Genomic DNA, 21,101 nt, shown 5'->3' on the forward strand with positions numbered 1-21,101 from the left:
GCGGATGATCTACACCACCCCGACCCAGGCCACGGGCCACGCTCTACGGGCGGCGGGCCAGCAAATGGGTGTCGAGGAAGCCCCGCTCGGACGCTGGGTCGTGGAGCAACCGAGCAACCGTGACGAGTCCGGCCCCGGTCAGCAACTCGGCAAACTGCTCCGCCGGCCAGCTATAGGCGGGCGCCACCTTGTGGTCGAAGCGGACCGGCTCCGGTCCCTCGGTCCCGAAGAAGGACACCAGGAGCAGGCCCCCTGGCGTCAGGACACGCACCTGTTCGGCGAGCAGCGCGGGCAATTCTCCAGGTGGGGTATGGATCATCGAGTAGTGGGCCAGCACTCCGCCGAGCGCGCCGTCCTCGATCGGCAGGGCCTCCATTCGCGCTTCGTCGAACCGCAGCGTCGGATGGGCCCGCCGGGCGTGGGCGACCATAGCCGGGGAGAGGTCGAGCCCGAAGGAGTCCAGCCCCAAGTCGTGCAGCATGGCTGTCAGATGCCCGGGTCCGCACCCGACGTCGGCTGCACGCAGGTTCCCCGTGCCACGCACGAGCTCGGCGAAGGTGCCGATCATGTTCCGCGCGAACGGCTGCGTCTCCAACCGATTAGCAAACATCGACGCGTACAGCTCGACGACCCCGTCGTAGGCCGCCCTGGTCTCGTCCTGGTGTTTTAACACGGGAAGGAAACTAACACCCGCGCCATTCGCACCCGTTCTCCGGCCCCACACCGGATCTCCCCTTCAGGACTGATCGTCCCGTCACCTGATCACAGGGCACACTCTCGTTGGTTCAGAGAAGCTTGCGTCCGATGTTCGCTCCTCCGGCCTGAACCGTCCCAGCGTGACCGCCTGATCGAGATCCGCGACAACCTGTTTGATCGGATCGCCGAAGCTCAGCGTGAAGGCTGGCTCGGCGAGGTCGAGGGCTTGGAGATCAGCCTGGCGGGCGCCGAGGAGAAGCTGACTCAGCTCGATGCCGCACTCAAGCCTTCTGTGATCCACCTGGGCCTGCCCACCTTCAACCAGATCGCCGGGCGGTCCAGCACCCTCTGACCGCCCCTCTCTCAGAACCCGGCAGACGGACGACCCCGGTGCATCTCGACCTCAACGAGGAAGATCGCACTGGTAGTTCGGAGAAGGGATCTTGTGCCAGCAGTGCAACAAGGCGCTCGGTCTCCTCTACGAGAACGTGGAGACCATGCAGCGCATGATCGATTACATTTTGCTGCACAGGTCCGGGACTCGGGCTCCAGACGTCGCAGAAGCGTAGTCACGCAGGTAGTCACTCAGGAGACAAGAGAGGCCGCTTCCGATCTTCGGAAGCGGCCTTCTACCTGCGGCAACTCTGTCGGGGTGGCGGGATTTGAACCCACGACCTCTTCGTCCCGAACGAAGCGCGCTGCCAAGCTGCGCTACACCCCGGCGCACGCCGTCTTGCGCGTGCTTGGAAAAGTCTAGCGGACTCCCAAGGTGGTTGTGACCGCCTTTAGCGGCGGGGCACGAGGGTGAGGAGCGAGGCCTCGGGGAAGCAGGCGAAGCGGGCCGGGGCGTACGGCGAGGTGCCGAGGCCGGCCGAGACGTGCAGCCAGGAGCTGTCGTGGCGGCTCAGGCCCTTGACCCTGGCCCGGTCGATGCCGCAGTTCGTCACCAGGGCGCCGTAGAAGGGGACGCAGAGCTGGCCGCCGTGCGTGTGGCCGGCCAGCAGGAACTGGTAGCCGTCCGCGGCGAACAGGCTCATGTTGCGCGGCTCCGGGGAGTGCATGACGCCCAGGCGGAGGTCGGCATCGGCCGGGGCCGGGCCGGCCACCAGGTCGTAGCGGTCGCGGGAGATGTGTGAGTCGTGGATGCCGGCCACCGCCACGTCCAGCTCGCCCACCTTGATGCGGGCCGTGGTGTTGTTCATGTCCAGCCAGCCCTCGGCCGCCATGCCCGCCCCCAGCTCCTCCCACGGCAGCGTGGGCACGTGCTGGCGGCGCTCGTTCCTGGATGTGCGCCACAGGTAGCGGGCCGGGTTTTTCGGCTTCGGCGCGTAAAGGTCGTTGGAGCCGTACACGAACAGGCCCGGGCGGGACAGCAGGGGCTCCAGGGCGTGCAGGAGCGAGGGTACGGCGTCCGGGTGCGCGATCGAGTCGCCGGTGTTGACGACCAGGTCCGGCTTCAACGCGCCCAGCGAGCGAACCCAGTTGATGAGCATCGTACGGCGCGGCGTCAGATGCAGGTCCGACAGGTGGAGGATGCGCACCGGACGCTGGCCACGCTCCAGCACGGGTACGTCGAAGCGGCGCAGGCGGAACCAGTTGCGCTCCACCACGGAGGCGTAACCCAGCCCGGCCAGGCCGAGACCGAGCATGGACAAGGGCACTGCGACGGCTTTCCTCACCTACTCATGATGCACGACATCAGGCGCGAGGCGTTCGTACAGACGGCAAGATGGAGCGCATGAGCGCACTGAAAGACAAGCTGAAGGCCGACCTCACGGCCTCGCTGAAGAGCCGAGACGAGGTACGTCTCCGGACGATTCGGATGGCACTGGCCGCCGTGAACGTCGAGGAGGTCGCCGGCAAGGCGGCCAGGGAGTTGAGCGACGACGAGATCATCAAGGTCCTGACCAAGGAGGCCAAGAAGCGGCGGGAGGCGGCCGAGGCGTTCAGCAACGCGGGGCGCGCCGAGCAGGCCCAGGCGGAGCTGGACGAGCAGGCGGTGCTGGAGGCATACCTGCCGGCGCAGTTGTCCGATGAGGAACTCGCCGCCCTGGTCGATGCCGCCATCGCCGAGACCGGTGCTTCCGGGCCGCAGGCCATGGGGCAGGTCATGAAGGTCGTCAATCCGAAGGTCGCCGGGCGGGCAGAGGGCGGTCGGGTCGCCGCCGCCGTCCGCGCCCGCCTCGCCGCCTCCTAGCCCCGGTCCGGGCTCCTGTTCCTGTTCCAGGTCCCGATACCGGTCCGGTCGCGGCTTCGGGTTCCAGTTCCGGTTGCACGGCCTTGTCCTGGTCGGGTTCACGGTTCGGCTGCTCGCTGTGGGCTCTCGTTGCGGCTGACGTCCTCCTGAGAGGTGCCCTGCCGTCGCCGTTGACTCCGCTGCCGGGCGGCCCCTCGGGGCGGCTCAGGGACGCTCAGGGCGGCGTTGAGGGCCATACCCGCGTGCGGGCGTCTCTGGCTGGGGAGCGCGCCCACCGAGCCGGCCTCGCGCCCGGGTGTGTCTGGCGCCGGGCGCCGCCTCTGGGCAAGCCCGGCGCCGGCGTGACGTCCGGGGCGCCCGCGCCGGGTTCCTTTTCTCGCCGTCCGGGAAGCCGGGCGTGTCGTGAAGGCGCCCGGCGCTCCTGGACGGCGGGGGATCAACCGCCGGGAACGATCGGTCCCGCGTCGCCGAATTGGCCCCGCCCGTTGCCCGGCCCGTCGCCGTCCTGCCCGCCGTTGTCCGGCCCGCCGCCGTCCGGCGGCCCGTCCCCGTTATCCCGGGGATCGAAGTCTCCGAACGGGTCCCCGTCCCCCCAGGGCCGTTCGTCGTCCTTCTTCTCCTTCTTGGGCTTGGGCGCGCAGTGCTCCGTGCACCCGCCGAACCGCGACCGATCCACCGGCGTGAACTCCACCGCCTCGATGCCCTTCAAGGCGGAGATCAGGGAGTCCTTCCAGATCCGCCCAGAGATCGACGCGCCGTACACGTACTGGTAGTGGCGCCCGCCGATCGTGATGTTGATCAGCTCGTTGTTCTTGGTGCCGCGCGGGTCGCCCAGGCTGACCGCGGAGGCCAGGTTGGGCGTGTAGCCGGCGAACCACGCCGACATGTAATTGTCGGTCGTGCCCGTCTTGCCGGCAGCGTCCCGGCCGATGCCGCCCACTTCCTGCATCGTGCCCTTGGTGAACACGCCGGACAGGATGCCGTTGACCGCGTCCGCGACCTCTTCCTCGAGGACCTGCGAGCACTTGGGTTTGTACTGCTTGGCCGTGCCGTTGCGGTCCTTGATCTCCGTGATGGCCAGCGGCTTGCAGTATTTCCCGCGCGAGGCGAACACCGCGTACGAGCTCGCGATCGTGACCGGGTCGACCTCGTTGACCCCCAGCGTGAACGTCTCGACCTCGGACAGCTTCTGCCCGTCGGAGCGCTTGACGCCGAGCTTCTTGGCCATCTTGACGACGTCGCAGAGCCCGACCTTCTCCTCCAGCTTGACGAAGAAGGTGTTGACCGAGCCCCAGGTGCCGCTCTCCAGGGTCTTGAAGCCGCCGCCGCCCTCGCTGGAGTTGCGCACCTCGTGCGACGGGTCTCCGACGTTCTGGCCCTTGCAGTTCTTGAACGTGCTGTAGCCGCCGGCCTTGTATCCGGCCGGGGAGGGGAAGCCGTCGCCGTATTTCAGGCCCTCCTCCAGCGCCGTGGCCAGCGTGTAGACCTTGGCCGTCGAGCCCTGCTGGAACCCGCGCCCGCCACCGTGCGCCGCGTCGGCCACGATGTTGTAGCTCATCTCGTTCTTCTTCTTGCTGCCGCCGAACTTGCGCGAGGCCGCCATCGCCTTGATCTCGCCGGTGCCCGGGACGACCATGGCCTGCGAGGCCACCGGCTTGTCCTTTGTGGAGACGTACTTCTTGATGGCCTTTTCGGCGGCGGCCTGCATCTTGGGGTCGATTGTGGTCTTGATCGTCAGACCGCCCCGTTGGAGCAGCTTCCGGCGCTCGTCCGGATTTTTGCCGAACTCCTCGTTGTTGAGGATTTCGTACTGGACGTACAGGCAGAAGTACGGATATTTGCTGGCCTCGCAGCCGCCCGGGAACTTGACGTCCTTGTAGCCCAGCTTCTTCGCCTTGGCCTCGGTGGCCTGCTGCGGCGTGATCTTCCCGAGCTGGAGCATCCTGTCGAGCACGGTGTTGCGCCGCTGCAGCAGCCGCTCCCGCGATTCGGGGCCGACGTTGGGGTCGGTCCTGGCGGGGTTCTGCACAGCGCCGGCCAGCGTGGCAGCCTCGACGAGATTGAGCTCGGAGGCGGGCTTGTCGAAGAAGCGCCTGGCCGCGGCCTGGATGCCGTGGGCGCCGGCACCGAAGTAGGCGATGTTCAGATATTTCTCGAGAATCTGGTTCTTGTTGTATTTCTTCTCGATCGCCATCGCGTAGCGCAGCTCGGACAGCTTGCGGGAGAGCGTCGGGGCGATGGCCGCCGCCTGCTCCTCCGGCGTCTCGGCCTTGTTGACCAGCACCTGCTTGACGTACTGCTGGGTGAGCGACGAACCGCCCTGCGTCACACCACCGGTGGTGAGGTTCTTCACCAGCGCTCTGGCCGTTCCCTCCACATCGATCGGCCCGTGCTGGTAGAAACGGAAGTCCTCGATCGAGATCAGCGCCGTCTGCATGATCGGGGAGACCTGGTCAAGGCGTACGGACTGGCGGTTCTCGTAGTAGAAGCGCCCGATCTCCTTGCCGTTGGCGTCGACCAGCCTCGTGCGCTCGGGAAGCGGGGGTTCGTCGAGGTCTTCGGGCTTGAGATTGAGCCCTTCCACCGCGCTCTTCGCCGACACTCCGGCCCCGCCGACCGCGGGGAGGGCCACGGCGGCCGCGAGCACCCCAGCGGCCGTCCCGGCGATGATGAGACGCAGGATGGCCAGGATGGGATTGGAGCGATCTTTGCGCTGCGCTTGCACGCTACCAAGGGTACGTCGAAAGACTGACCTTATCGGTAGCCGGACGCCATTTCGCCTTGACTGGTGGGGGTGACTAGTCATTCCCGGTCAAGAGCGCCGCGAGAATTTGGTCCTCTGGGGTCTGTCGGCCCGAACGTGAAGTTGCGTACGTTCTCCTCTGCGGCAACTGAATACGGAGGCTCGGCGCCCGCGCCCGTCGGCCCCAAATGACGACTGACCACCTAAGGGGAGTGGGGTCGAAAAATGTGGATCACGGATTGGACCTCCCGTGCCGCCTGTAAGGGTGCGGATCCGGATGCCCTGTTCGTGCAGGGCGCCGCGCAGAACAGGGCGAAGCTCATCTGCCGGGGTTGCCCGGTCCGCACCGAATGCCTCGCCGATGCGCTGGACAATCGCATCGAGTTCGGGGTATGGGGCGGTATGACCGAACGGGAACGTCGCGCGCTGCTTCGACGGCGGCCTGACGTGGACTCGTGGCGAGAGCTGCTCGAGTCCGCCAAGGAACAGTACGAACGAACCAATGAGCTGATCGCGGGCTGACCCTAGCCCGGCGAGCCGAGTACGGCCGGCGCCGTCCGCCGGCCGTACTTTCATGAGCTCGCCAGCAGTTCCCCGATCTGCCGCAAGCCGGCAAGATCGTGAACGTCCTCGGGCATGGCGCGGACCTGTGCCACGGGGACGGTGGGATGTGCGGAGATGAAATGTTCCCGCTCGCGGCTCTCGCGAGCGGTGAGCTGCATCCGCCCGGCGTGCAGCCGCAGCACGGCGGCGGTCAGCTCATGCTCGCCCCTGGACTCCAGGTCCTCGGCCGCGGCGGCGCTGCGGGCCGCGGAGAGCGCGACGGCGGGCGCCAGGTGCACCCGGTTGACCACCAGGCCGGCCAGGGGCATGCGCTCCTCGGCGAGCCGTTCGACGAAGTAGGACGCCTCGCGCATCGCGTCGCGCTCGGGCGCGGCCACCACGAGGAAGGCCGTGCCCGGGGCCTGCAGGAGCTTGTACGTCATCTCGGCGCGCTGCCTGAACCCGCCGAACACGGCGTCGAGCGCGGACACGAACGTCTGCAGATCCTTGATCACCTGCGCGCCGAGCAGCTTGGTCATCGCCCCGGCCACCAACCCGAACCCGGCGTTGAGCAGCCGGAACGCGTTGCGCCCTCCGGCCTTCGCGGGCGCCGTCAGCAGCCGGATGAACCGGCCGTCCAGGAAACGCCCGAGCCGCTCCGGCGCGTCGAGGAAGTCGAGCGCGGACCGCGACGGCGGCGTGTCCACGATGATCAGGTCCCACTCGTCGGAGCGGCGGAGCTGGCCCAGCTTCTCCATCGCCATGTACTCCTGCGTGCCGGAGAAGCTGGAGGAGAGCGACTGGTAGAAGGGGTTCGACAGGATCTGGCGGGCCCGCTCGGGATCGGCGTGCGCCTCGATGATCTCGTCGAACGTGCGCTTCATGTCGAGCATCATGGCGTACAGCTGGCCGCCGTTCCCGGCCTCGTTGACCAGGCGCGGGGTGTTGTCCAGCTCGCTGAGCCCCATGGACTGGGCCAGCCGCCGCGCGGGGTCCACGGTCAGCACGACCGCGCACCGGCCGCGCTCGGCCGCGCGCAGCCCGAGCGCCGCGGCGGTCGTGGTCTTGCCCACCCCGCCGGCGCCGCAGCAGACGATGATTCTGGTGCCTCCGTCGTCGAGTATCGCGTCGATGTCCAGTCTGGTGGGCTTCTTCACGCTGCTCCCTGGGTGCGGATGCTCTCAGCCAGCTCGTACAGGCCGGCCAGGTCCACGCCGTCGGCCAGCAGCGGCAGCTCGTAGCTCGGCAGCCCGGCCGCGGCCAGTGACTCGCGCTCGGCGCGCTCCAATTCGGTACGGTGCGCGTGCTCGGCCACCTCTTCGGCGAGCGCCTCGGCCAGCGCCGTGGCGCGGGCGCCGTCGGCCACTCCGGCGGCCTTGAGCCCGAGCGCGATCTCCCCGACGTCGAAACGGCCCTTGACAGCCGTGTCAAGGGCGGTCTGCGGGAGCAGTGACTCGCTCACCATGTTGATGAAGATGCCGCCGGGCGGAAGCCCCGCGGCACGCAATTCGGCGACGCCGTCGAGGGTTTCCTGGACGGGCATCTCCTCCAGCAGCGTCACGAAGTGCACCGCCGTCTCGCGAGATTTCACTACATTGCTGACCAAGTCGGAGTGGTTCTTGATCGGTCCCACCTTGGCCAGCCCGGCGACCTCCTGCGTGACATTGAGGAAGCGCGTGATGCGGCCGGTGGGCGGCGCGTCGAGCACGACCGCGTCGTAGACCCTGCGGCCGTTCTTGGCCCGCCTGCGCACCGCCTCGGTCGTCTTGCCGGTGACGAGCACGTCGCGGAAGCCCGGCGCCACGGTGGTGGCGAAGTCGACGATGCCCATCTTGGTCAGCGCCCGCCCGGCCCTGCGCATCCCGTAGAACATCTCCATGTACTCGAGCATGGCTTCTTCGGGATCGATGGCCAGCGCGTACACGTCGCCGCCAGACGGCGCCACGGCGATCCTGCGCTCCTCGTAGGGCAACGGCGGCAGGTCGAAGATCTGCGCGATGCCCTGCCGGCCCTCTACTTCGACCAGCAGCACCTTGCGGCCGCCCGAGGCCAGGGCGAGAGCAAGAGCGGCGGCCACGGTCGTCTTGCCCGTGCCGCCCTTTCCGGTGACGACGTGCAGTCGTACGTCATGCCAGTCCGTGTCCGGAGAGTCCACGTTTCGAGGCTACCGAACGGTTACTTGCCGAACGCCGGTGACCACCCTTTGACGTTGGTCACACTACCCTGACGTTCATGAAGAAATGGGAGTACCTCACCGCCCCCGTGCTCATCCACAACACCAAGATGATCCTTGACAACTTCGGGGCCGACGGCTGGGAGTTGGTCCAGATCGTCCAGGGTGCCTCGCCCGAGCAGCTCGTCGCCTACTTCAAGCGGGAGAAGCAGTGACCCCGGAGCAGCGGATCGCGGAGCTGGGCCTGAAGCTGCCCGAGGTGCCGAAGCCGGTGGCGGCCTACGTCCCGGCCGTGCGCACGGGCAACCTCGTCTACACCTCGGGCCAGGTGCCCTTCGTCGAGGGCAAGCTGGCGGGGACCGGCAAGCTGGGCGCCGGGGTGACCACCGAGGAGGGCGCCGCGCTGGCCCGCATCTGCGCGCTCAACGCCCTGGCCGCGCTGAAGACGGAGGTCGGCGACCTGGCGAAGGTCGTGCGCATCGTCAAGGTCGTGGTGTTCGTGGCCAGTGATCCGGCCTTCACCGAGCAGCCGCAGGTCGGCAACGGCGCCAGCGAGCTGCTGGTCGACGTGCTCGGTGAGGCGGGCAGGCACGCGCGCAGCGCGGTGGGGGTGGCCTCACTCCCGCTCGACGTCCCCGTAGAGGTGGAGTTGATCGCCGAGGTGGAGTGAGTGGGGATATGTCACGATAACGGAGTGACCGGATTTCCGCTTGCAGCCGAGCTCGCCGCGCGGGCGCGGGACGTTATCGCCGGACGGGTCGAGCCGGCTCCGACGCGGGACGCCGCCACGGTGGTGATCTTGCGTGACGGGCCCGAGGTCTATCTGCTCCGGCGGAAGGCCACCATGGCCTTCGCGGCGGGGGCGTACGTCTTCCCCGGCGGGTCGGTGGACGTCCGCGACACCGACCACGACGTCGCCTGGGCCGGCCCGTCCCCGGCGGAGTGGGGCGCGGTCTTCCACGCGAGCGAGCAGGTGGCGCGCGGGCTGGTGTGCGCGGCCGTGCGCGAGACGTTCGAGGAGTCCGGCGTGCTGCTGGCCGGTCCGGGGCCCGATTCCGTGGTCTCGGACACGACGGGTGACGACTGGGAGGCCGACCGGCTGGCGCTGATCGACCGGAGCCTGGCCTTCGCCGACTTCCTCGCCGGGCGCGGACTGGTGCTCCGTTCCGACCTGCTCAAGCCATGGGCGCACTGGATCACGCCGGAGATCGAGCCGCGCCGCTTCGACACGCGGTTCTTCGTCGCCGTGCTCCCCGAGGGGCAGCGCACCCGCGATGTCGGCGGGGAGGCCGACCAGGTCGCGTGGCGGCGCCCCGCCGAGGCCGTCGAGCTGGCGCACCAGGGGGAGATCTTCCTGTTGCCGCCCACGTACCGCACGCTGACCGAGCTGTCGGCGTACGGTGGCGTGGCGGACGTCCTGGCCGCGCACCGGGAGATCGTCCCCATCATGCCCAGGGCGGTGGAGATCGAGGGTGAGATGCGGCTGGTGACCACATGAGCGAGCGCAGCGAGCGACCGATCAACACAGTCGGCCTGCCGCTCATGGGGCCGGCGAAGGCGGCCCCATGAGCGAGCGCAGCGAGCGATCAATCAGCGCAGTCGGCCTGTCGCTCATGGGGCCGGCGAAGGCGGCCCCATGAGCGGACTGCACATCCCGATCGGCACGCCCGACGGATCCCGTACCGAGCACGCGGAGAACCTGCTCGCCCCCAATCCGTCGATCATGACGCTCGACGGCACCAACACCTGGGTCATCGGCACGGGCGAAGAGGTGATCGTCGTCGATCCCGGGCCTGACGACGCCGTGCACCTGCGCCGCGTACGCGACCACCTCGCCGGGCGGCGCGTCACCCAGATCCTGCTCACCCACGGCCATTTCGACCACAGCGGCGGCGCCAAGGACTTCGCCGCGATGGTGGACGCGCCCGTGCGCGCCCTGGACCCGCGCCACAGGCTCGGCGACGAGGGGCTGGCCGACGGCGACGTGGTGACCGTGGCCGGCCTGAAGATCCACGTGTACGGCACGCCTGGGCACTCGTTCGACTCGCTGTGCTTCTGGCTGCCGCAGGACCGCGCGATGCTGACCGGCGACACGGTGCTCGGAAGGGGCACCACGATCATCGCCGGCGACGGCGGCCTGGCCGACTATCTGCACAGCCTCGACCGGCTCAGGGCGGCTGCGGAGAGCCTGGAGGCGCACGCGCTGCTGCCCGGGCACGGCCCGGTGCTGCCCGACCCGATCGGCGCGCTCGACGGCTATATCGCGCACCGCCGCCAGCGGCTCGACCAGATCAGGGCGGCGCAGGCGCAGGGCGCGCGCACGCCGCGGGAGATCGTCCGCATCGTGTACGCGGACGTGGACAGATCCCTCTGGGCCGCCGCCGAGATCTCCGTGCGGGCCCAGCTGGACTATCTGGAGCGGTTGTAGAGCCGGTCCATGTCGAGGATGGTCACGGCCTTGGCCTCGATCCGCAGCCAGCCGCGCTGGGCGAAGTCGGCCAGCGCCTTGTTGACCGTCTCGCGTGAGGCGCCGACGAGCTGGGCCAGCTCCTCCTGGGTGAGGTCGTGGTGCACCCGCACGCCGTCCTCGGTCTTGGTGCCGAACCGCTCGGCCAGGTCGAGAAGCTGCTTGGCCACGCGTCCTGGCACGTCGGTGAACACCAGGTCGGCCAGCACGTCGTTGGTGCGGCGCAGGCGCTGCGCGAGCGCGCGCAGCAGGTGCAGGGCCACCTCGGGCCGGCCGGTGAGCCAGGGGCGCAGGTCGTCGTGGCCGAGCCCGGCCAGCCGCACCTCGGTCAGCGCCGTCGCCGTGGCCGTGCGCGGCCTCGGGTCGAACAGCGACAGCTCGCCGAACATCTCACTCGGCCCCAGCACGCTCAGCAGGTTTTCTCGGCCGTCGGGCGAGGTCCTGGAGAGCTTGATCTTGCCTTCGAGCACGACATAGAGCCGATCGCCGGTCTCGTTCTCGTGGAAGAGCGTCTGCCCCTTGGACAGCTGGACTTCGGTGATGCTCGTACGCAGCGCGGCTGCGCTCTCGCGGTCCAGCGCGGCGAACAGGGGGGCCTTGCCCAGCACATCGTCGGTGTTCACTCTGCCTCCTCTGCTGCCATTGTGACTCACCCCACTCCAGGCGGCACACACAGGTTATGGGAATGCCGGAGTGGTTTGGGCAGAGGCACCCCCTTTGTCGGAAGTTCAGGAGTCCGAAGCCTCGTCCTGGGCCCGCACACCGCCCGCACGCGAGGGCCCGTTCAGGAGGCGAGGAGGTCGTCCACCGAGGCCACCGCGGCCGCGACGGATCGGCCGAGCAGGACGCGCAGCACGTCGACGGCTCGCGGGCGCGCTTCGGGGTCGGCCCTGCGGCACTGCTCGACCGCGATGCGCAGCGCCGGAGGCAGGACCGCGGGATTGCCGTCCGCAGCGCCCGTGGCCGCGAAGACCACCAGATCCGCCCAGGCCCGTACGTCCGCCGCCACCGCGTCCTCATGCCCCGCCGCGGCGGAATGCCAGCCGATGAGCACCTGGCCCCGGGCGCCGAGCGCCACGCTTTCCGGGCCGAGCCGCAGCCCCGCCACGCCGCGCGCGTGCAGCCTGGTCATGGCGGCCGCGCACCCCAGAGCCAGGCGATGCAGCGCCTGGCCACGCAGGGGTCCCGAGGAACGTACGAAGTCCACCAGCGTCGCGCCCTGACCGCCCATGGTCACCGCCTCCCGTGTCGCCAGGTTGTACGCGATCCAGGCGGTCCCGGGTTCAATCATCGGCGAGAGCTTCTACTCTTGCGGCATGGCGACGAACGCGGCGGGGCGCAAGCCGGAGACCCAGCTCGCACTGGTGCGGCGGGCGCGCAAGATGAACCGCATCCTCGCGGAGACGTACCCCGACGCCCATTGCGAGCTCGATTTCCGCAACCCGCTGGAGCTGACGGTCGCGACCATCCTCTCCGCGCAGTGCACGGACAAGCGGGTCAACATGGTGACCCCCACCCTCTTCGCGAAATACCCGACGGTCGAGGACTACGCCGCCGCGGACCGGGCCGAGCTGGAGGACATCATCCGCTCGACCGGCTTCTTCCGCGCGAAGACCAACAGCATCATCGGCATGGCCCAGGCGGTGTGCGAGCGCTACGGCGGCGAGATCCCCAACAAGCTGAAGGACCTCGTCACGCTGCCCGGCGTCGGCCGCAAGACCGCCAACGTGGTCCTGGGCAACGCTTTCGGCGTGCCGGGGCTCACCGTCGACACCCATTTCCAGCGGCTGGTGCGGCGCTTCGGGTGGACCGAGGAGACCGACCCGGTCAAGATCGAGCACGTCGTGGCGGAGCTGCTGCCCAAGCGCGAGTGGACGATCTTCTCTCATCGGGTGATCTGGCACGGCCGCCGCATCTGCCACTCCCGGCGCCCGGCCTGCGGCGTCTGCCCGCTGTCCGCGCTCTGCCCCTCGTACGGCACCGGCCCCACGGCGGCCGCCGAGGCCGAGAAGCTTGTCAGGCCCGGCCCCTTCTCCTGACCCCGGGGGAAGTCACCGGAACCCCGGCGTGTTGGAGGATGCGTGACCCAAGTGCCCGACTGGCTCGACAAATTGGCGGCTCAGGCCGGCCGGACGACTGTGCCCGAATACCTGCGGCCACCCGCCGGGGCCGGCCGACCGGCTGCGGTGCTGATGCTGTTCGGCGAGGGGCCGCTCGGGCCCGACGTGCTGCTCATCCAGCGCAGCACGCGCGGGCGCAGGCACGCGGGCCAGCCCGCCTTCCCCGGCGGCGGCGTGGATCCCGAGGACGGCGGTCCGATCGCGGCGGCGCTGCGCGAGGCGGAGGAGGAGACCGGGCTCGACCCGCGCGGGGTCGACGTGCTGTGCACGATGCCCGAGCTCTACCTCAACCACAGCGACAACCGGGTCACGCCGGTGCTCGGCTGGTGGCGCGAGCCGTCGGCGGTGCACGCGGCCTCGCCGGACGAGGTCGACTCCGTGGAGCGGGTGCCGATCGCCGAGCTGGTCGATCCCGGCAACCGGATCATGCTGCGGCATCCCAGCGGCATGGCCGGCCCGGCGTTCCGGGTGCGGGGGATGCTGGTGTGGGGGTTCACGGCGATGGTGCTGGACTCGATGCTGCGCGCGGCCGGGCTCGAACAGCCGTGGGATGCCACGCGCATAGAAGAGCTGCCGCCCGACGTGGTCAATCTGGCAGCACGCGGATAGCAGCCCGGCCCCGGTCCAGGGTCAGCGCGCGGATCTCAGGGCGACGCCCAGCGAGGCCCAGCCCGCCACGTCCGCGTCGCTGTCGCAGGCCAGGGTGCGCAGCGTGTCCAGCCCCGCCGGGTCCGGAGGGTCGCCGAGCACGTGCTGCAGCGCGTACGCGGCACCGTACCTGACCCTGGCGTCCTCGTGGCCGGCCAGGTCGATCACGGACGGCAGGGAGCGCGGGTCCGCCAGGTGACCGAACGCGATCAGCACCGAGTAGAGCACCATGGCGTCGTCCTCGCTGGCGGCGAGATAGCGCAGCACCGGCAGCGTACGGTCCACGAACGGCCGCAGCATCCCCATGATGTCCACCCCGAGCAGCCGCTCGGCGACGGAGTCCGCGGCGCACAGCCGCCGCGCCTCGATGAAGGACTCGAGATCGCCCCGCTGGCGCAGCAAGGAGATCACGTGCCAGCGCAGCGGGCCGTCAGGGTCCCTGTCGTGTAGCGCTGCCTCGATGAGATCGCGCACTGTTCCCTCGGCCGGCGGCATAGCGCCAAGGTAGCCAGGGGGGTGACGCCGTCCTGGCGGAAGACGTGCACACTTGACCGTATCGCTGGTTACCTTTGAAGCGTGCGCGGTGATCTGCTTGACCTCATATTGATCGGCCTCGTGATCGCCTTCGGCATCTCGGGTTACCGGCAGGGCTTCATCATCGGGGCGATGAGCTTCGTGGGGTTCGTCGGCGGCGCCGTGCTCGGCGTCTTCATCGCGCCGCCCATCTCCAGGGCCGTCGTCGCGGGTGACACGCCGCAGGCACTGCTGGCCATCGTGATCGTCTTCCTGGCCGCCACCATCGGGCAGTTCGCGTCCTCGACCATCGGCGCCGTCGTGCGCAGCCACGTCACGTGGGAGCCGGCGAAGGTGGCCGACGCGGTCGGCGGCACGTTCGCCAGCGCCCTGTCGGTGCTGGTCATCGCCTGGCTGATCGGCTCGCTGATCGTCTCGACGGCCTTCACCCCGCTGGTCGACCAGGTGAAGAACTCCGCGCTGCTGACCACGGTCGACGACGCGATCCCACAGGCGGCGCGCAACTGGCAGCAGCCGTTCAAGAAGTTCATCGACCGCTCGGAGTTCCCGCCCGTCTTCGACGCCATCGGCGCGGGCGCCGGCCTCATCGACGTGCCGCCGCCGGACCAGAGCGTGCTGCAGGGCAACAAGCTGGGCCGGGCGCGGCGGGCCATCGTCAAGGTCCAGGGCAACGCGGAGAGCTGCAACAAGCACATCGAGGGCACCGGCTTCGTCTACGCCCCCGGCCGGATCATGACCAACGCGCACGTGGTCGCGGGCGTGACCCGTGACCTGCAGGTCATCGACTCCAACAACGTCCGGCACACGGCCACGGTGGTGCGCTACAACCCGCGGCGCGACATCGCCGTGCTCTACGTGCCCGGGCTCGACCTGCCGCAGCTCGCCTTCGACGGTGACGGCAGCAGGGGCGACAGCGCGATCATCGCGGGGTTCCCGAAGGGCAGGGGGTTCACGGCCGAACCGGCCAGGATCGGCGGCCAGCTCGACGCCGAGGGCCCCGACATCTACCGCGAGAACACCGTCACCCGCGAGGTCTACGCGATCCGCGGCATCGTCCTGCCCGGCAACTCGGGTGGCCCTCTGCTCACGGTGGACGGCCGCGTCTACGGCGTGATCTTCGCCGCCGCGATCAACGAGAAGGAGACCGGCTACGTGCTGACGGCCGAGGAGGTCGCCCCCGACGCCGCCGCCGGCCGCAACGACACCACTCCGGCCAGCACGCAGGGGTGCGACTGACCCCGCACCTCCCAGCTAGCCGGGTAGCTTGTCCAGGATCAGGGCGATGGCCTGGTCCGCGTCGCTGTCCTCGCTCAGGTTGGAGGCGGCCTTGCCGACCGCGTCGTACGCGCCTCCGTACGCCTGCGCCTTGGCCGCGCCGCGGCTGAAGAGCGTTATCGCGCCGCGCCCGTTGCCGCGCTGCAGGTGCGTCAGCCCGACGCAGATCTGCGCGAGCCCCTGCCACAGCTCGCGCTCCTCCTCGGGAGCGCATTTCCAGCGGCCCTCGAACACCTCATGCGCGTTGAACGGCAGCCCCTCGCTCAGGAAGCGGCGGCCGTCGGCGAGGGCCTGCTCGGTGGTGGGCGCGTAGTCGTCGGGCACCCTGGGCACGCCGGACGAGCCGTAGGGCAGCGGCCTGCCGTACGCGTCACGCGGCCTGGCGCTGCGCGGCCTGCCTTCGGGATCGCGGTCTCTCATCGGTCAGGCTCCGGGTCTGCCAGCCAGCCGAGCAGCTCGGTGTCGAACACGTCGGGGATCTCCTCGTGGGGGAAGTGGCCCGCTCCTTCGAACAGCCGCCACCGGTACGGGGCCGCCACGTAGCGGCTCGAACCCTGCGCCGTCCGCGGCAGGACGCGCGGGTCGAGCGCCCCGTGCAGGTGCAGCGTGGGAGCCTCGACCTCGGTGCGCATGGCACGGGCGTAGCGCCGGCCATCGGGACGCAGCTGGGAGCGGCCGAACCAGCGATGGTACTCCAGCGCCAAGTGCGCCACGGCCGGGATCATGAACGCCTCCCGGTAGACCCGCGTCTCCTCGGCAGCCGGCCACCCCGGCCCCGACCACTCGTCGAGGAAGCGGCCGACCAGCGCCGCGCCGGCGCGCCTGAGCCGGTACTCGGGCAGCAGCGGCAACTGGAACCCCAGCGCCTGGCCGCTGGCCTTGAGCTGGCCGAACGGGTCGGTCAGCAGCGCATTGCGCAGCCGCAGCGGATGCGGAGCCGATACGGCGACCAGCCGCCGCACGCACTTGGGGTCCATCACGGCCATCGTCCAGGCCAGCAGCCCGCCCCAGTCGTGCCCGACCACGATCGCCCCGGTCTCGCCAAGCGCGCGGATCAGCCCGGTCGCGTCGGCGGCCAGCGTGGGCAGGTCGTAGCCGCGTGGCGGCTTGTCACTGCCGCCGTAGCCGCGTAGATCGGCGGCGACGGCTCGGTATCCGGCCTTGGAAAGCGAGGTGAGCTGGTGACGCCAGGTCCACCAGAACTGCGGGAACCCGTGCAGCAGCAGCACCAGCGGCCCTTCGCCGGCCTCGACGACGTGGAAGCGGGTGCCGCCCGCGTGCACCGCGCGATGCGTCCAAGGGCCCTCGATGTGGACGACCGACTCGTCAGCTGCCATCACGGGTCACCGGCTCGCGGTCGGGGCGCACTTCGGGGAGTGCCGGCTCCTCGGGCCTGGCGATCTCTTTGAGGCCCTTGATCGACCTGGCCGTGCGCTTCATCCCCGCAAGGCCCTTCAGCCGCCGCATCCCGATGAACACCAGCAGACCCGCCACCAGCAGGTAGAACACTGTCACGATGAGGAAGGCCAGCCACACCCGCATCCACTCGGCCAGCAGGAAGCCGATGGTGAACGAGGCGAGGATCAGGCACAGATGCGCCATGAAGGCAGCTGCGGCGAACAGGCCGCCCGCCGTGCCGACCCGCTTGGCGTCGAACTTGAACTCGGCCTTGGCCAGCTCGATCTCCGAGCGGACCAGGGTCGAGATGTGCTGGCTCGCCTGGGCGACCAGCGAGCCCAGGGATTCTTCCTCGGGAGTCTGCGGCATGAACGTCTCCTATCGAGGCCCGGTGGCCGTGTCAAACATCATTCAGCGCATCGCGATGCTCGCGCACCCGAAGGTGTGGCAGCACCACCGCCCCGACAGTTTCGTCAGGCCGGGCCGTGCTGACAGTCAGGCGCCGTCGAACACGCCGAGGAACTTCCGAGTACGAGTCGCGCTTTCACTCCCAGAACTACCCGATCGGAGAAGATAGCGCCTGCGCTTGATCCGTCCGGCTTCGCCCCGCCCGCAGACGCACTGATCTCGACGGCGTACCAGCCTCCGGCCCGAGCCGGCACGCCGGAGCCGCCCGAGATAGGCGCATGTCCCTTTGGTGAGGTTTTAGGGGGACATGCGCCTATTTGTCACTCTTCGGGCTTGGCCGACGGGAGCTTCTCGGAGATCAGGTTCATCACCGTGCTGTCGGCCAGGGTGGTGACGTCGCCGATGCTGCGGTTCTCCGCCACATCGCGCAGGAGGCGACGCATGATCTTGCCGGAGCGGGTCTTGGGCAGCTCGGGCACGACCAGGATCTGGCGCGGCTTGGCGATCGGGCCGAGCGCCTTGGCCACGTGGTTGCGCAGCTCGACGCCGATGTCGTCGCCCTCCTCCGCGCTGCCGCGCAGGATCACGAACGACACGATGGCCTGCCCGGTCACCGGGTCGGTCGCGCCCACCACGGCCGCCTCGGCCACCTTGGGGTGGCTGACCAGCGCGCTCTCCACCTCCGTGGTGGAGATGTTGTGGCCGGAGACCAGCATGACGTCGTCCACGCGGCCAAGCAGCCACAGGTCGCCGTCCGTGTCCTTCTTGGCGCCGTCGCCGGGGAAGTACATCCCCTCGAAGCGGCTCCAGTAGGTGTCGATGTAGCGCTGGTCGTCGCCCCAGATCGTCCGCAGCATCGACGGCCACGGCTCCTTGACCACGAGGAACCCGCCGCCGCCGTCGGGGACGCTGTTGCCCTGGTCGTCGACCACGTCGGCGACGATGCCAGGCAGCGGGCGCATCGCGGCACCCGGCTTGCCGGCGGTCACGCCCGGCAGCGGGCTGATCATGATGGCGCCGGTCTCCGTCTGCCACCAGGTGTCCACGACCGGGCAGCGCTCGCCGCCGATGTGCTCGCGGTACCAGACGTAGGCCTCGGGGTTGATCGGCTCGCCGACGGAGCCCAGGATGCGCAGGCTGGACATGTCGTACTTGGCGGGGATGTCGTCGCCCCACTTCATGAACGTCCGGATCGCCGTGGGGGCCGTGTAGAGGATCGTGATCTTGTACTTCTGCACGATCTCCCAGAACCGGCCGCGGTGCGGGGTGTCCGGGGTGCCCTCGTAGATGACGCTGGTGGCGCCGTTGGCGAGTGGGCCGTACACGATGTAGGAGTGCCCGGTCACCCAGCCGATGTCGGCCGTGCACCAGTAGATGTCGCTGTCCGGCTTGAGGTCGAAGACCGCGTGGTGCGTCCAGGCCGTCTGGGTCAGGTAGCCGCCGGTGGTGTGCAGGATGCCCTTGGGCTTACCGGTGGTGCCGCTGGTGTAGAGGATGTACAGCGGGTCCTCGGCGTCGTGCGGCTCGGCGGTGTGCTGGTCGCTCTGGCGGTCGACGACGTCGTGCCACCACACGTCCTTGTCGGTGGCGGGGACGTCCTGGCCGGTACGCCGTACGACGAGGACATGCTCGACCTGCGGGCACTCGGCGACGGCCTCGTCCACGGTCGGCTTGAGCGCACTCGGCTTGCCCCTGCGGTAGCCGCCGTCGGCCGTGATCACCAGTTTGGCGTCGGCGTCGTCGATGCGGCTCTTCAGCGCGCTCGCCGAGAACCCGCCGAACACCACCGAGTGGACCGCCCCGATACGGGCGCAGGCCAGCATCGCGATCGGCAGCTCGGGGATCATCGGCATGTAGATCGCGACCCGGTCGCCCTTGCCGACGCCGAGCTCCTGGAGGGCGTTGGCGGCCTTGCTGACCTCCGTCTTCAGATCGTTGTAGGTGAGGGTGCGGGTGTCGCCGTCCGGCTCGCCCTCCCAGTAATAGGCGACCTTGTCGCCACGGCCCGCCTCGACGTGGCGGTCGACGCAGTTGTAGGCGACGTTGAGCGCGCCGCCGACGAACCACTTGGCGAAGGGGGCGTTCCACTCCAGGGTCTGGTCCCACCGCTTGGCCCAGGCCAGCCGCTCGGCGGCGCGCTCCCAGAAGGCGAGACGGTCCGCGGCGGCCTCGTCATATGCGGTCGCGGTCACGTTCGCGGCTGCCGCCAGGTCGGCCGGTGGTGCGAACCGGCGGTTCTCCTGTAGCAGGTTGGACAGCGCCTGGGTCTCGTTGCCTGGGGTCTCCGGGGCCACCTCGTGCTCCTTCTATGGCCAGATTGATAGGTCGTGTCCCACTTCACCAGCTCACGACCTCCACACACAAGAGGTCTAGACAGGTCTGTACCGTCTCGCTGGGGATGAGGGAGTTTATCTGGCCGCATGACAAACGCTATTGAAATGTTGTCATCTCGAAATCAGGAGAATGTGTGACCGTATGGGCTCTGGTTTATGGGGGTTCTTTCGGAGCGGCCGCATGGCCGTCCATTCCGGGCTTTCCGTCTCGGCTGCTACCCGTAGTGAGTGCGCGATGCGTGTGCCGATAGCGGGCGCTGATGGGTACCGGTGCGGCGGCGCCATCCAACCTATGCGCCCTTTCCGGCTCTTTGGGGTCTTCGGTCGATCGCTGGACCAGACCTGCAAGCGGACCGGACCGGTCGGGGCCTCGGGGGGCGTGTGAGCCCTGGAGTCGTACCCGCGGGTAAGGTCGGGTCCCGTGAGTGACCCATTGGCCGTCATCGCGCAGCTCCCCGGCGTACCTGAGGCGGTGGACGAGGCCCGCCAGGCCGTCGACAGGCTCTACCGCCACCGCGTGCTGCGCAGGGCCAGCCCGGCGGTGTCCACGGAATCGTCCCTGCGCGGCGCCCGTGCGTCGGCCGCGATCGAGGGCGTGGACGTGCCCTTGGACGTGCTGCGCCGAGACGAGGCCCACGACCCGCTGGTCCAGGGCGCGCTGCGCGTGTCGGCGGAGATGGGGCGGATGGGCCCGACGTGGCGCAAGGCGCCCAGGCAGGTGCTCGCCCGCCTGCACACCGTGGCCGCGGCCGGTCTCGCGCCGCAGGCCGTGCTGGGCCGTCCCCGTACGGAGGACGAGGCCCCGGACCCGCTGGGTCTGGGGCACGCGCCCGGTGCCAAGGAGACGGCGATCCGCATGGACGGCCTGGTGGACCTGCTGGAACGGCCCACGAAGGCCCCCGCGATCGTGCTGGCCGCCGTGGTGCACGCCGAGCTGGCCGTGCTGCGGCCGTTCGGCGTGGCCGACGGGGTGGTGGCACGCTCGGCCGAGCGGCTGACCCTGGTGGAGTACGGGCTGGACCCGAAGTCCCTGGTGGCCGTGGAGGTGGGGCATCTGGAGCTGACGTACGCCGATGGGCTGCGGGCCTATGTGAGCGGGACGCCGGAGGGTGTCGCCCAGTGGGTACAGCAGTGTGCCTCCGCGGTAATCCTGGGAGTACGGGAGACGACCGCTATCTGCGAGGCTCTGCAACGGGGTTGAGAGTCGCGGAGGCGAGGCCTGAGCCAGGGGCGCGGGGGGTGTCGGCATAGCTGACGGCGTCTCGATCAAGAGACGCCGTCTGCCGGTGCGTCACACCGGGTTACCAAGCGTGCACCTATATCCGTCGGAGCGGGACAAGCCCGCCACGACGCGCCTCCCGCGGCTGGTCGCGCGTGGGTGCCCGGCTGACGCACCCGGACAAGTGGTCCGTATTTACTTTCTACGACGGATTCGCCCTGATGGGAACCCCTTGGAGCAAGACCTTTACCCACCTATGGACCGGGGCCTCGAACATCCGAGCACGGCGGCCCTGCTGGCTCTGTTGTCAACCCATGATGATCACTCTCCGTGATCACCTTTATGTG

The 21,101-nt window shown here is 69.3% G+C and carries 24 protein-coding genes and 1 tRNA gene; 12 read left to right on the top strand and 13 right to left on the bottom strand.

Annotated features, from left to right (window positions below; all coding sequences use genetic code 11):
• Nucleotides 1–43: 43 nt before the first annotated feature.
• A complete protein-coding gene (locus ACTMTI_RS36805) occupies nucleotides 44–673 on the bottom strand; it encodes a class I SAM-dependent methyltransferase (protein WP_185110958.1) in 630 nt (209 codons plus the stop codon).
• Nucleotides 674–922: 249 nt separating this feature from the next.
• Between ACTMTI_RS36805 and ACTMTI_RS36810 the strand changes: the two genes are divergently transcribed.
• Nucleotides 923–1,048, top strand: a complete 126-nt coding sequence (locus ACTMTI_RS36810) for a hypothetical protein (RefSeq protein WP_269433553.1) — start codon at nucleotides 923–925, stop codon at nucleotides 1,046–1,048.
• A gap of 91 nt (nucleotides 1,049–1,139) precedes the next feature.
• On the top strand, nucleotides 1,140–1,265 hold the full coding sequence (locus tag ACTMTI_RS36815; protein ID WP_441125309.1) for a hypothetical protein: 126 nt from the start codon (nucleotides 1,140–1,142) through the stop codon (nucleotides 1,263–1,265).
• A gap of 78 nt (nucleotides 1,266–1,343) precedes the next feature.
• Here the strand turns inward: ACTMTI_RS36815 and ACTMTI_RS36820 are convergent.
• Nucleotides 1,344–1,417, bottom strand: a tRNA-Pro gene (locus ACTMTI_RS36820).
• A 64-nt stretch (nucleotides 1,418–1,481) separates the two neighbouring features.
• Nucleotides 1,482–2,345 (bottom strand): metallophosphoesterase, encoded by an 864-nt coding sequence (locus tag ACTMTI_RS36825; RefSeq protein WP_441125433.1) that lies wholly within the window; start codon nucleotides 2,343–2,345, stop codon nucleotides 1,482–1,484.
• 89 nt (nucleotides 2,346–2,434) lie between these two features.
• Between ACTMTI_RS36825 and ACTMTI_RS36830 the strand changes: the two genes are divergently transcribed.
• Complete coding sequence (locus ACTMTI_RS36830) at nucleotides 2,435–2,893, top strand: GatB/YqeY domain-containing protein (protein ID WP_441125310.1); 459 nt, start codon at nucleotides 2,435–2,437, stop codon at nucleotides 2,891–2,893.
• Between the two features lie 436 nt (nucleotides 2,894–3,329).
• Here the strand turns inward: ACTMTI_RS36830 and ACTMTI_RS36835 are convergent, their stop codons facing one another.
• Complete coding sequence (locus ACTMTI_RS36835) at nucleotides 3,330–5,618, bottom strand: transglycosylase domain-containing protein (protein ID WP_441125311.1); 2,289 nt, start codon at nucleotides 5,616–5,618, stop codon at nucleotides 3,330–3,332.
• Between the two features lie 243 nt (nucleotides 5,619–5,861).
• Here ACTMTI_RS36835 and ACTMTI_RS36840 point away from each other — a divergent pair, with 243 nt between their 5' ends.
• Nucleotides 5,862–6,158 carry a WhiB family transcriptional regulator gene (locus ACTMTI_RS36840; protein WP_441125312.1) on the top strand — a complete coding sequence of 99 codons (297 nt, stop codon included), beginning with the start codon at nucleotides 5,862–5,864 and terminating at the stop codon, nucleotides 6,156–6,158.
• 50 nt (nucleotides 6,159–6,208) lie between these two features.
• Here the strand turns inward: ACTMTI_RS36840 and ACTMTI_RS36845 are convergent, their stop codons facing one another.
• Nucleotides 6,209–7,336, bottom strand: a complete 1,128-nt coding sequence (locus tag ACTMTI_RS36845) for an ArsA family ATPase (RefSeq protein ID WP_441125313.1) — start codon at nucleotides 7,334–7,336, stop codon at nucleotides 6,209–6,211.
• The gene (locus ACTMTI_RS36850) at nucleotides 7,333–8,334 is read right to left on the bottom strand and encodes an ArsA-related P-loop ATPase (protein ID WP_441125314.1); all 1,002 of its coding nucleotides are present in this window, start codon (nucleotides 8,332–8,334) and stop codon (nucleotides 7,333–7,335) included. Before ACTMTI_RS36850 ends, ACTMTI_RS36845 begins: the two co-directional genes overlap by 4 nt.
• A gap of 77 nt (nucleotides 8,335–8,411) precedes the next feature.
• Between ACTMTI_RS36850 and ACTMTI_RS36855 the strand changes: the two genes are divergently transcribed.
• The 4 genes from ACTMTI_RS36855 to ACTMTI_RS36870 all read left to right on the top strand — a co-directional run bounded on the left by ACTMTI_RS36855 (nucleotide 8,412) and on the right by ACTMTI_RS36870 (nucleotide 10,780).
• Nucleotides 8,412–8,567, top strand: coding sequence for a DUF4177 domain-containing protein (locus ACTMTI_RS36855; RefSeq protein WP_217708645.1), 156 nt, complete (start codon nucleotides 8,412–8,414; stop codon nucleotides 8,565–8,567).
• Nucleotides 8,564–9,022, top strand: a complete 459-nt coding sequence (locus ACTMTI_RS36860) for a RidA family protein (protein WP_441125315.1) — start codon at nucleotides 8,564–8,566, stop codon at nucleotides 9,020–9,022. Before ACTMTI_RS36855 ends, ACTMTI_RS36860 begins: the two co-directional genes overlap by 4 nt.
• A gap of 24 nt (nucleotides 9,023–9,046) precedes the next feature.
• The gene (locus tag ACTMTI_RS36865; RefSeq protein ID WP_441125316.1) at nucleotides 9,047–9,850 is read left to right on the top strand and encodes an NUDIX hydrolase; all 804 of its coding nucleotides are present in this window, start codon (nucleotides 9,047–9,049) and stop codon (nucleotides 9,848–9,850) included.
• A gap of 138 nt (nucleotides 9,851–9,988) precedes the next feature.
• The gene (locus ACTMTI_RS36870) at nucleotides 9,989–10,780 is read left to right on the top strand and encodes an MBL fold metallo-hydrolase (protein WP_441125317.1); all 792 of its coding nucleotides are present in this window, start codon (nucleotides 9,989–9,991) and stop codon (nucleotides 10,778–10,780) included.
• Here the strand turns inward: ACTMTI_RS36870 and ACTMTI_RS36875 are convergent.
• Nucleotides 10,762–11,442, bottom strand: a complete 681-nt coding sequence (locus tag ACTMTI_RS36875) for a Crp/Fnr family transcriptional regulator (protein WP_441125318.1) — start codon at nucleotides 11,440–11,442, stop codon at nucleotides 10,762–10,764. The genes ACTMTI_RS36870 and ACTMTI_RS36875 overlap by 19 nt on opposite strands.
• A gap of 161 nt (nucleotides 11,443–11,603) precedes the next feature.
• A complete protein-coding gene (locus ACTMTI_RS36880; RefSeq protein WP_441125319.1) occupies nucleotides 11,604–12,110 on the bottom strand; it encodes a hypothetical protein in 507 nt (168 codons plus the stop codon).
• Between the two features lie 25 nt (nucleotides 12,111–12,135).
• Between ACTMTI_RS36880 and nth the strand changes: the two genes are divergently transcribed.
• On the top strand, nucleotides 12,136–12,858 hold the full coding sequence (nth, locus tag ACTMTI_RS36885) for an endonuclease III (protein WP_441125320.1): 723 nt from the start codon (nucleotides 12,136–12,138) through the stop codon (nucleotides 12,856–12,858).
• Nucleotides 12,859–12,900: 42 nt separating this feature from the next.
• Nucleotides 12,901–13,548: an NUDIX hydrolase gene (locus tag ACTMTI_RS36890; protein ID WP_441125321.1), complete on the top strand. Its 648-nt coding sequence runs from the start codon at nucleotides 12,901–12,903 to the stop codon at nucleotides 13,546–13,548.
• 21 nt (nucleotides 13,549–13,569) lie between these two features.
• Here the strand turns inward: ACTMTI_RS36890 and ACTMTI_RS36895 are convergent, their stop codons facing one another.
• A complete protein-coding gene (locus ACTMTI_RS36895; protein ID WP_441125322.1) occupies nucleotides 13,570–14,082 on the bottom strand; it encodes a HEAT repeat domain-containing protein in 513 nt (170 codons plus the stop codon).
• Between the two features lie 81 nt (nucleotides 14,083–14,163).
• On the opposite strand from ACTMTI_RS36895, the gene ACTMTI_RS36900 reads away from it, so the two are divergent.
• Complete coding sequence (locus ACTMTI_RS36900; RefSeq protein ID WP_441125323.1) at nucleotides 14,164–15,357, top strand: MarP family serine protease; 1,194 nt, start codon at nucleotides 14,164–14,166, stop codon at nucleotides 15,355–15,357.
• Nucleotides 15,358–15,372: 15 nt separating this feature from the next.
• On the opposite strand, the gene ACTMTI_RS36905 is transcribed toward ACTMTI_RS36900, so the two are convergent.
• The 4 genes from ACTMTI_RS36905 to acs all read right to left on the bottom strand — a co-directional run bounded on the left by ACTMTI_RS36905 (nucleotide 15,373) and on the right by acs (nucleotide 19,496).
• On the bottom strand, nucleotides 15,373–15,816 hold the full coding sequence (locus ACTMTI_RS36905; protein WP_441125324.1) for a DUF309 domain-containing protein: 444 nt from the start codon (nucleotides 15,814–15,816) through the stop codon (nucleotides 15,373–15,375).
• Nucleotides 15,813–16,733: an alpha/beta fold hydrolase gene (locus tag ACTMTI_RS36910; protein WP_441125325.1), complete on the bottom strand. Its 921-nt coding sequence runs from the start codon at nucleotides 16,731–16,733 to the stop codon at nucleotides 15,813–15,815. Before ACTMTI_RS36910 ends, ACTMTI_RS36905 begins: the two co-directional genes overlap by 4 nt.
• A complete protein-coding gene (locus ACTMTI_RS36915; RefSeq protein ID WP_441125326.1) occupies nucleotides 16,723–17,163 on the bottom strand; it encodes a phage holin family protein in 441 nt (146 codons plus the stop codon). The genes ACTMTI_RS36910 and ACTMTI_RS36915 overlap by 11 nt, the downstream gene beginning before the upstream one ends.
• Before the next feature lie 359 nt (nucleotides 17,164–17,522).
• On the bottom strand, nucleotides 17,523–19,496 hold the full coding sequence (acs, locus tag ACTMTI_RS36920; protein WP_441125327.1) for an acetate--CoA ligase: 1,974 nt from the start codon (nucleotides 19,494–19,496) through the stop codon (nucleotides 17,523–17,525).
• A 460-nt stretch (nucleotides 19,497–19,956) separates the two neighbouring features.
• Here acs and ACTMTI_RS36925 point away from each other — a divergent pair, with 460 nt between their 5' ends.
• Nucleotides 19,957–20,736, top strand: coding sequence for an oxidoreductase (locus ACTMTI_RS36925; RefSeq protein ID WP_441125328.1), 780 nt, complete (start codon nucleotides 19,957–19,959; stop codon nucleotides 20,734–20,736).
• Nucleotides 20,737–21,101 lie beyond the last annotated feature (365 nt).

Source organism: Nonomuraea sp. H19 (assembly GCF_052068215.1).
Classification (GTDB): Bacteria; Actinomycetota; Actinomycetes; order Streptosporangiales; family Streptosporangiaceae; genus Nonomuraea.

What these genes read in the sequence shown, in the direction of transcription:
- ACTMTI_RS36910 (WP_441125325.1), bottom strand. Translation starts at nt 16,733, where the DNA reads ATGGCAGCTGACGAGTCGGTCGTCCACATCGAGGGCCCTTGGACGCAT.
- ACTMTI_RS36880 (WP_441125319.1), bottom strand. Translation starts at nt 12,110, where the DNA reads ATGATTGAACCCGGGACCGCCTGGATCGCGTACAACCTGGCGACACGG.
- ACTMTI_RS36870 (WP_441125317.1), top strand. Translation starts at nt 9,989, where the DNA reads ATGAGCGGACTGCACATCCCGATCGGCACGCCCGACGGATCCCGTACC.
- ACTMTI_RS36915 (WP_441125326.1), bottom strand. Translation starts at nt 17,163, where the DNA reads ATGCCGCAGACTCCCGAGGAAGAATCCCTGGGCTCGCTGGTCGCCCAG.
- ACTMTI_RS36830 (WP_441125310.1), top strand. Translation starts at nt 2,435, where the DNA reads ATGAGCGCACTGAAAGACAAGCTGAAGGCCGACCTCACGGCCTCGCTG.
- ACTMTI_RS36840 (WP_441125312.1), top strand. Translation starts at nt 5,862, where the DNA reads ATGTGGATCACGGATTGGACCTCCCGTGCCGCCTGTAAGGGTGCGGAT.
- nth (WP_441125320.1), top strand. Translation starts at nt 12,136, where the DNA reads ATGGCGACGAACGCGGCGGGGCGCAAGCCGGAGACCCAGCTCGCACTG.
- ACTMTI_RS36855 (WP_217708645.1), top strand. Translation starts at nt 8,412, where the DNA reads ATGAAGAAATGGGAGTACCTCACCGCCCCCGTGCTCATCCACAACACC.
- ACTMTI_RS36905 (WP_441125324.1), bottom strand. Translation starts at nt 15,816, where the DNA reads ATGAGAGACCGCGATCCCGAAGGCAGGCCGCGCAGCGCCAGGCCGCGT.
- ACTMTI_RS36895 (WP_441125322.1), bottom strand. Translation starts at nt 14,082, where the DNA reads ATGCCGCCGGCCGAGGGAACAGTGCGCGATCTCATCGAGGCAGCGCTA.
- ACTMTI_RS36825 (WP_441125433.1), bottom strand. Translation starts at nt 2,345, where the DNA reads ATGCTCGGTCTCGGCCTGGCCGGGCTGGGTTACGCCTCCGTGGTGGAG.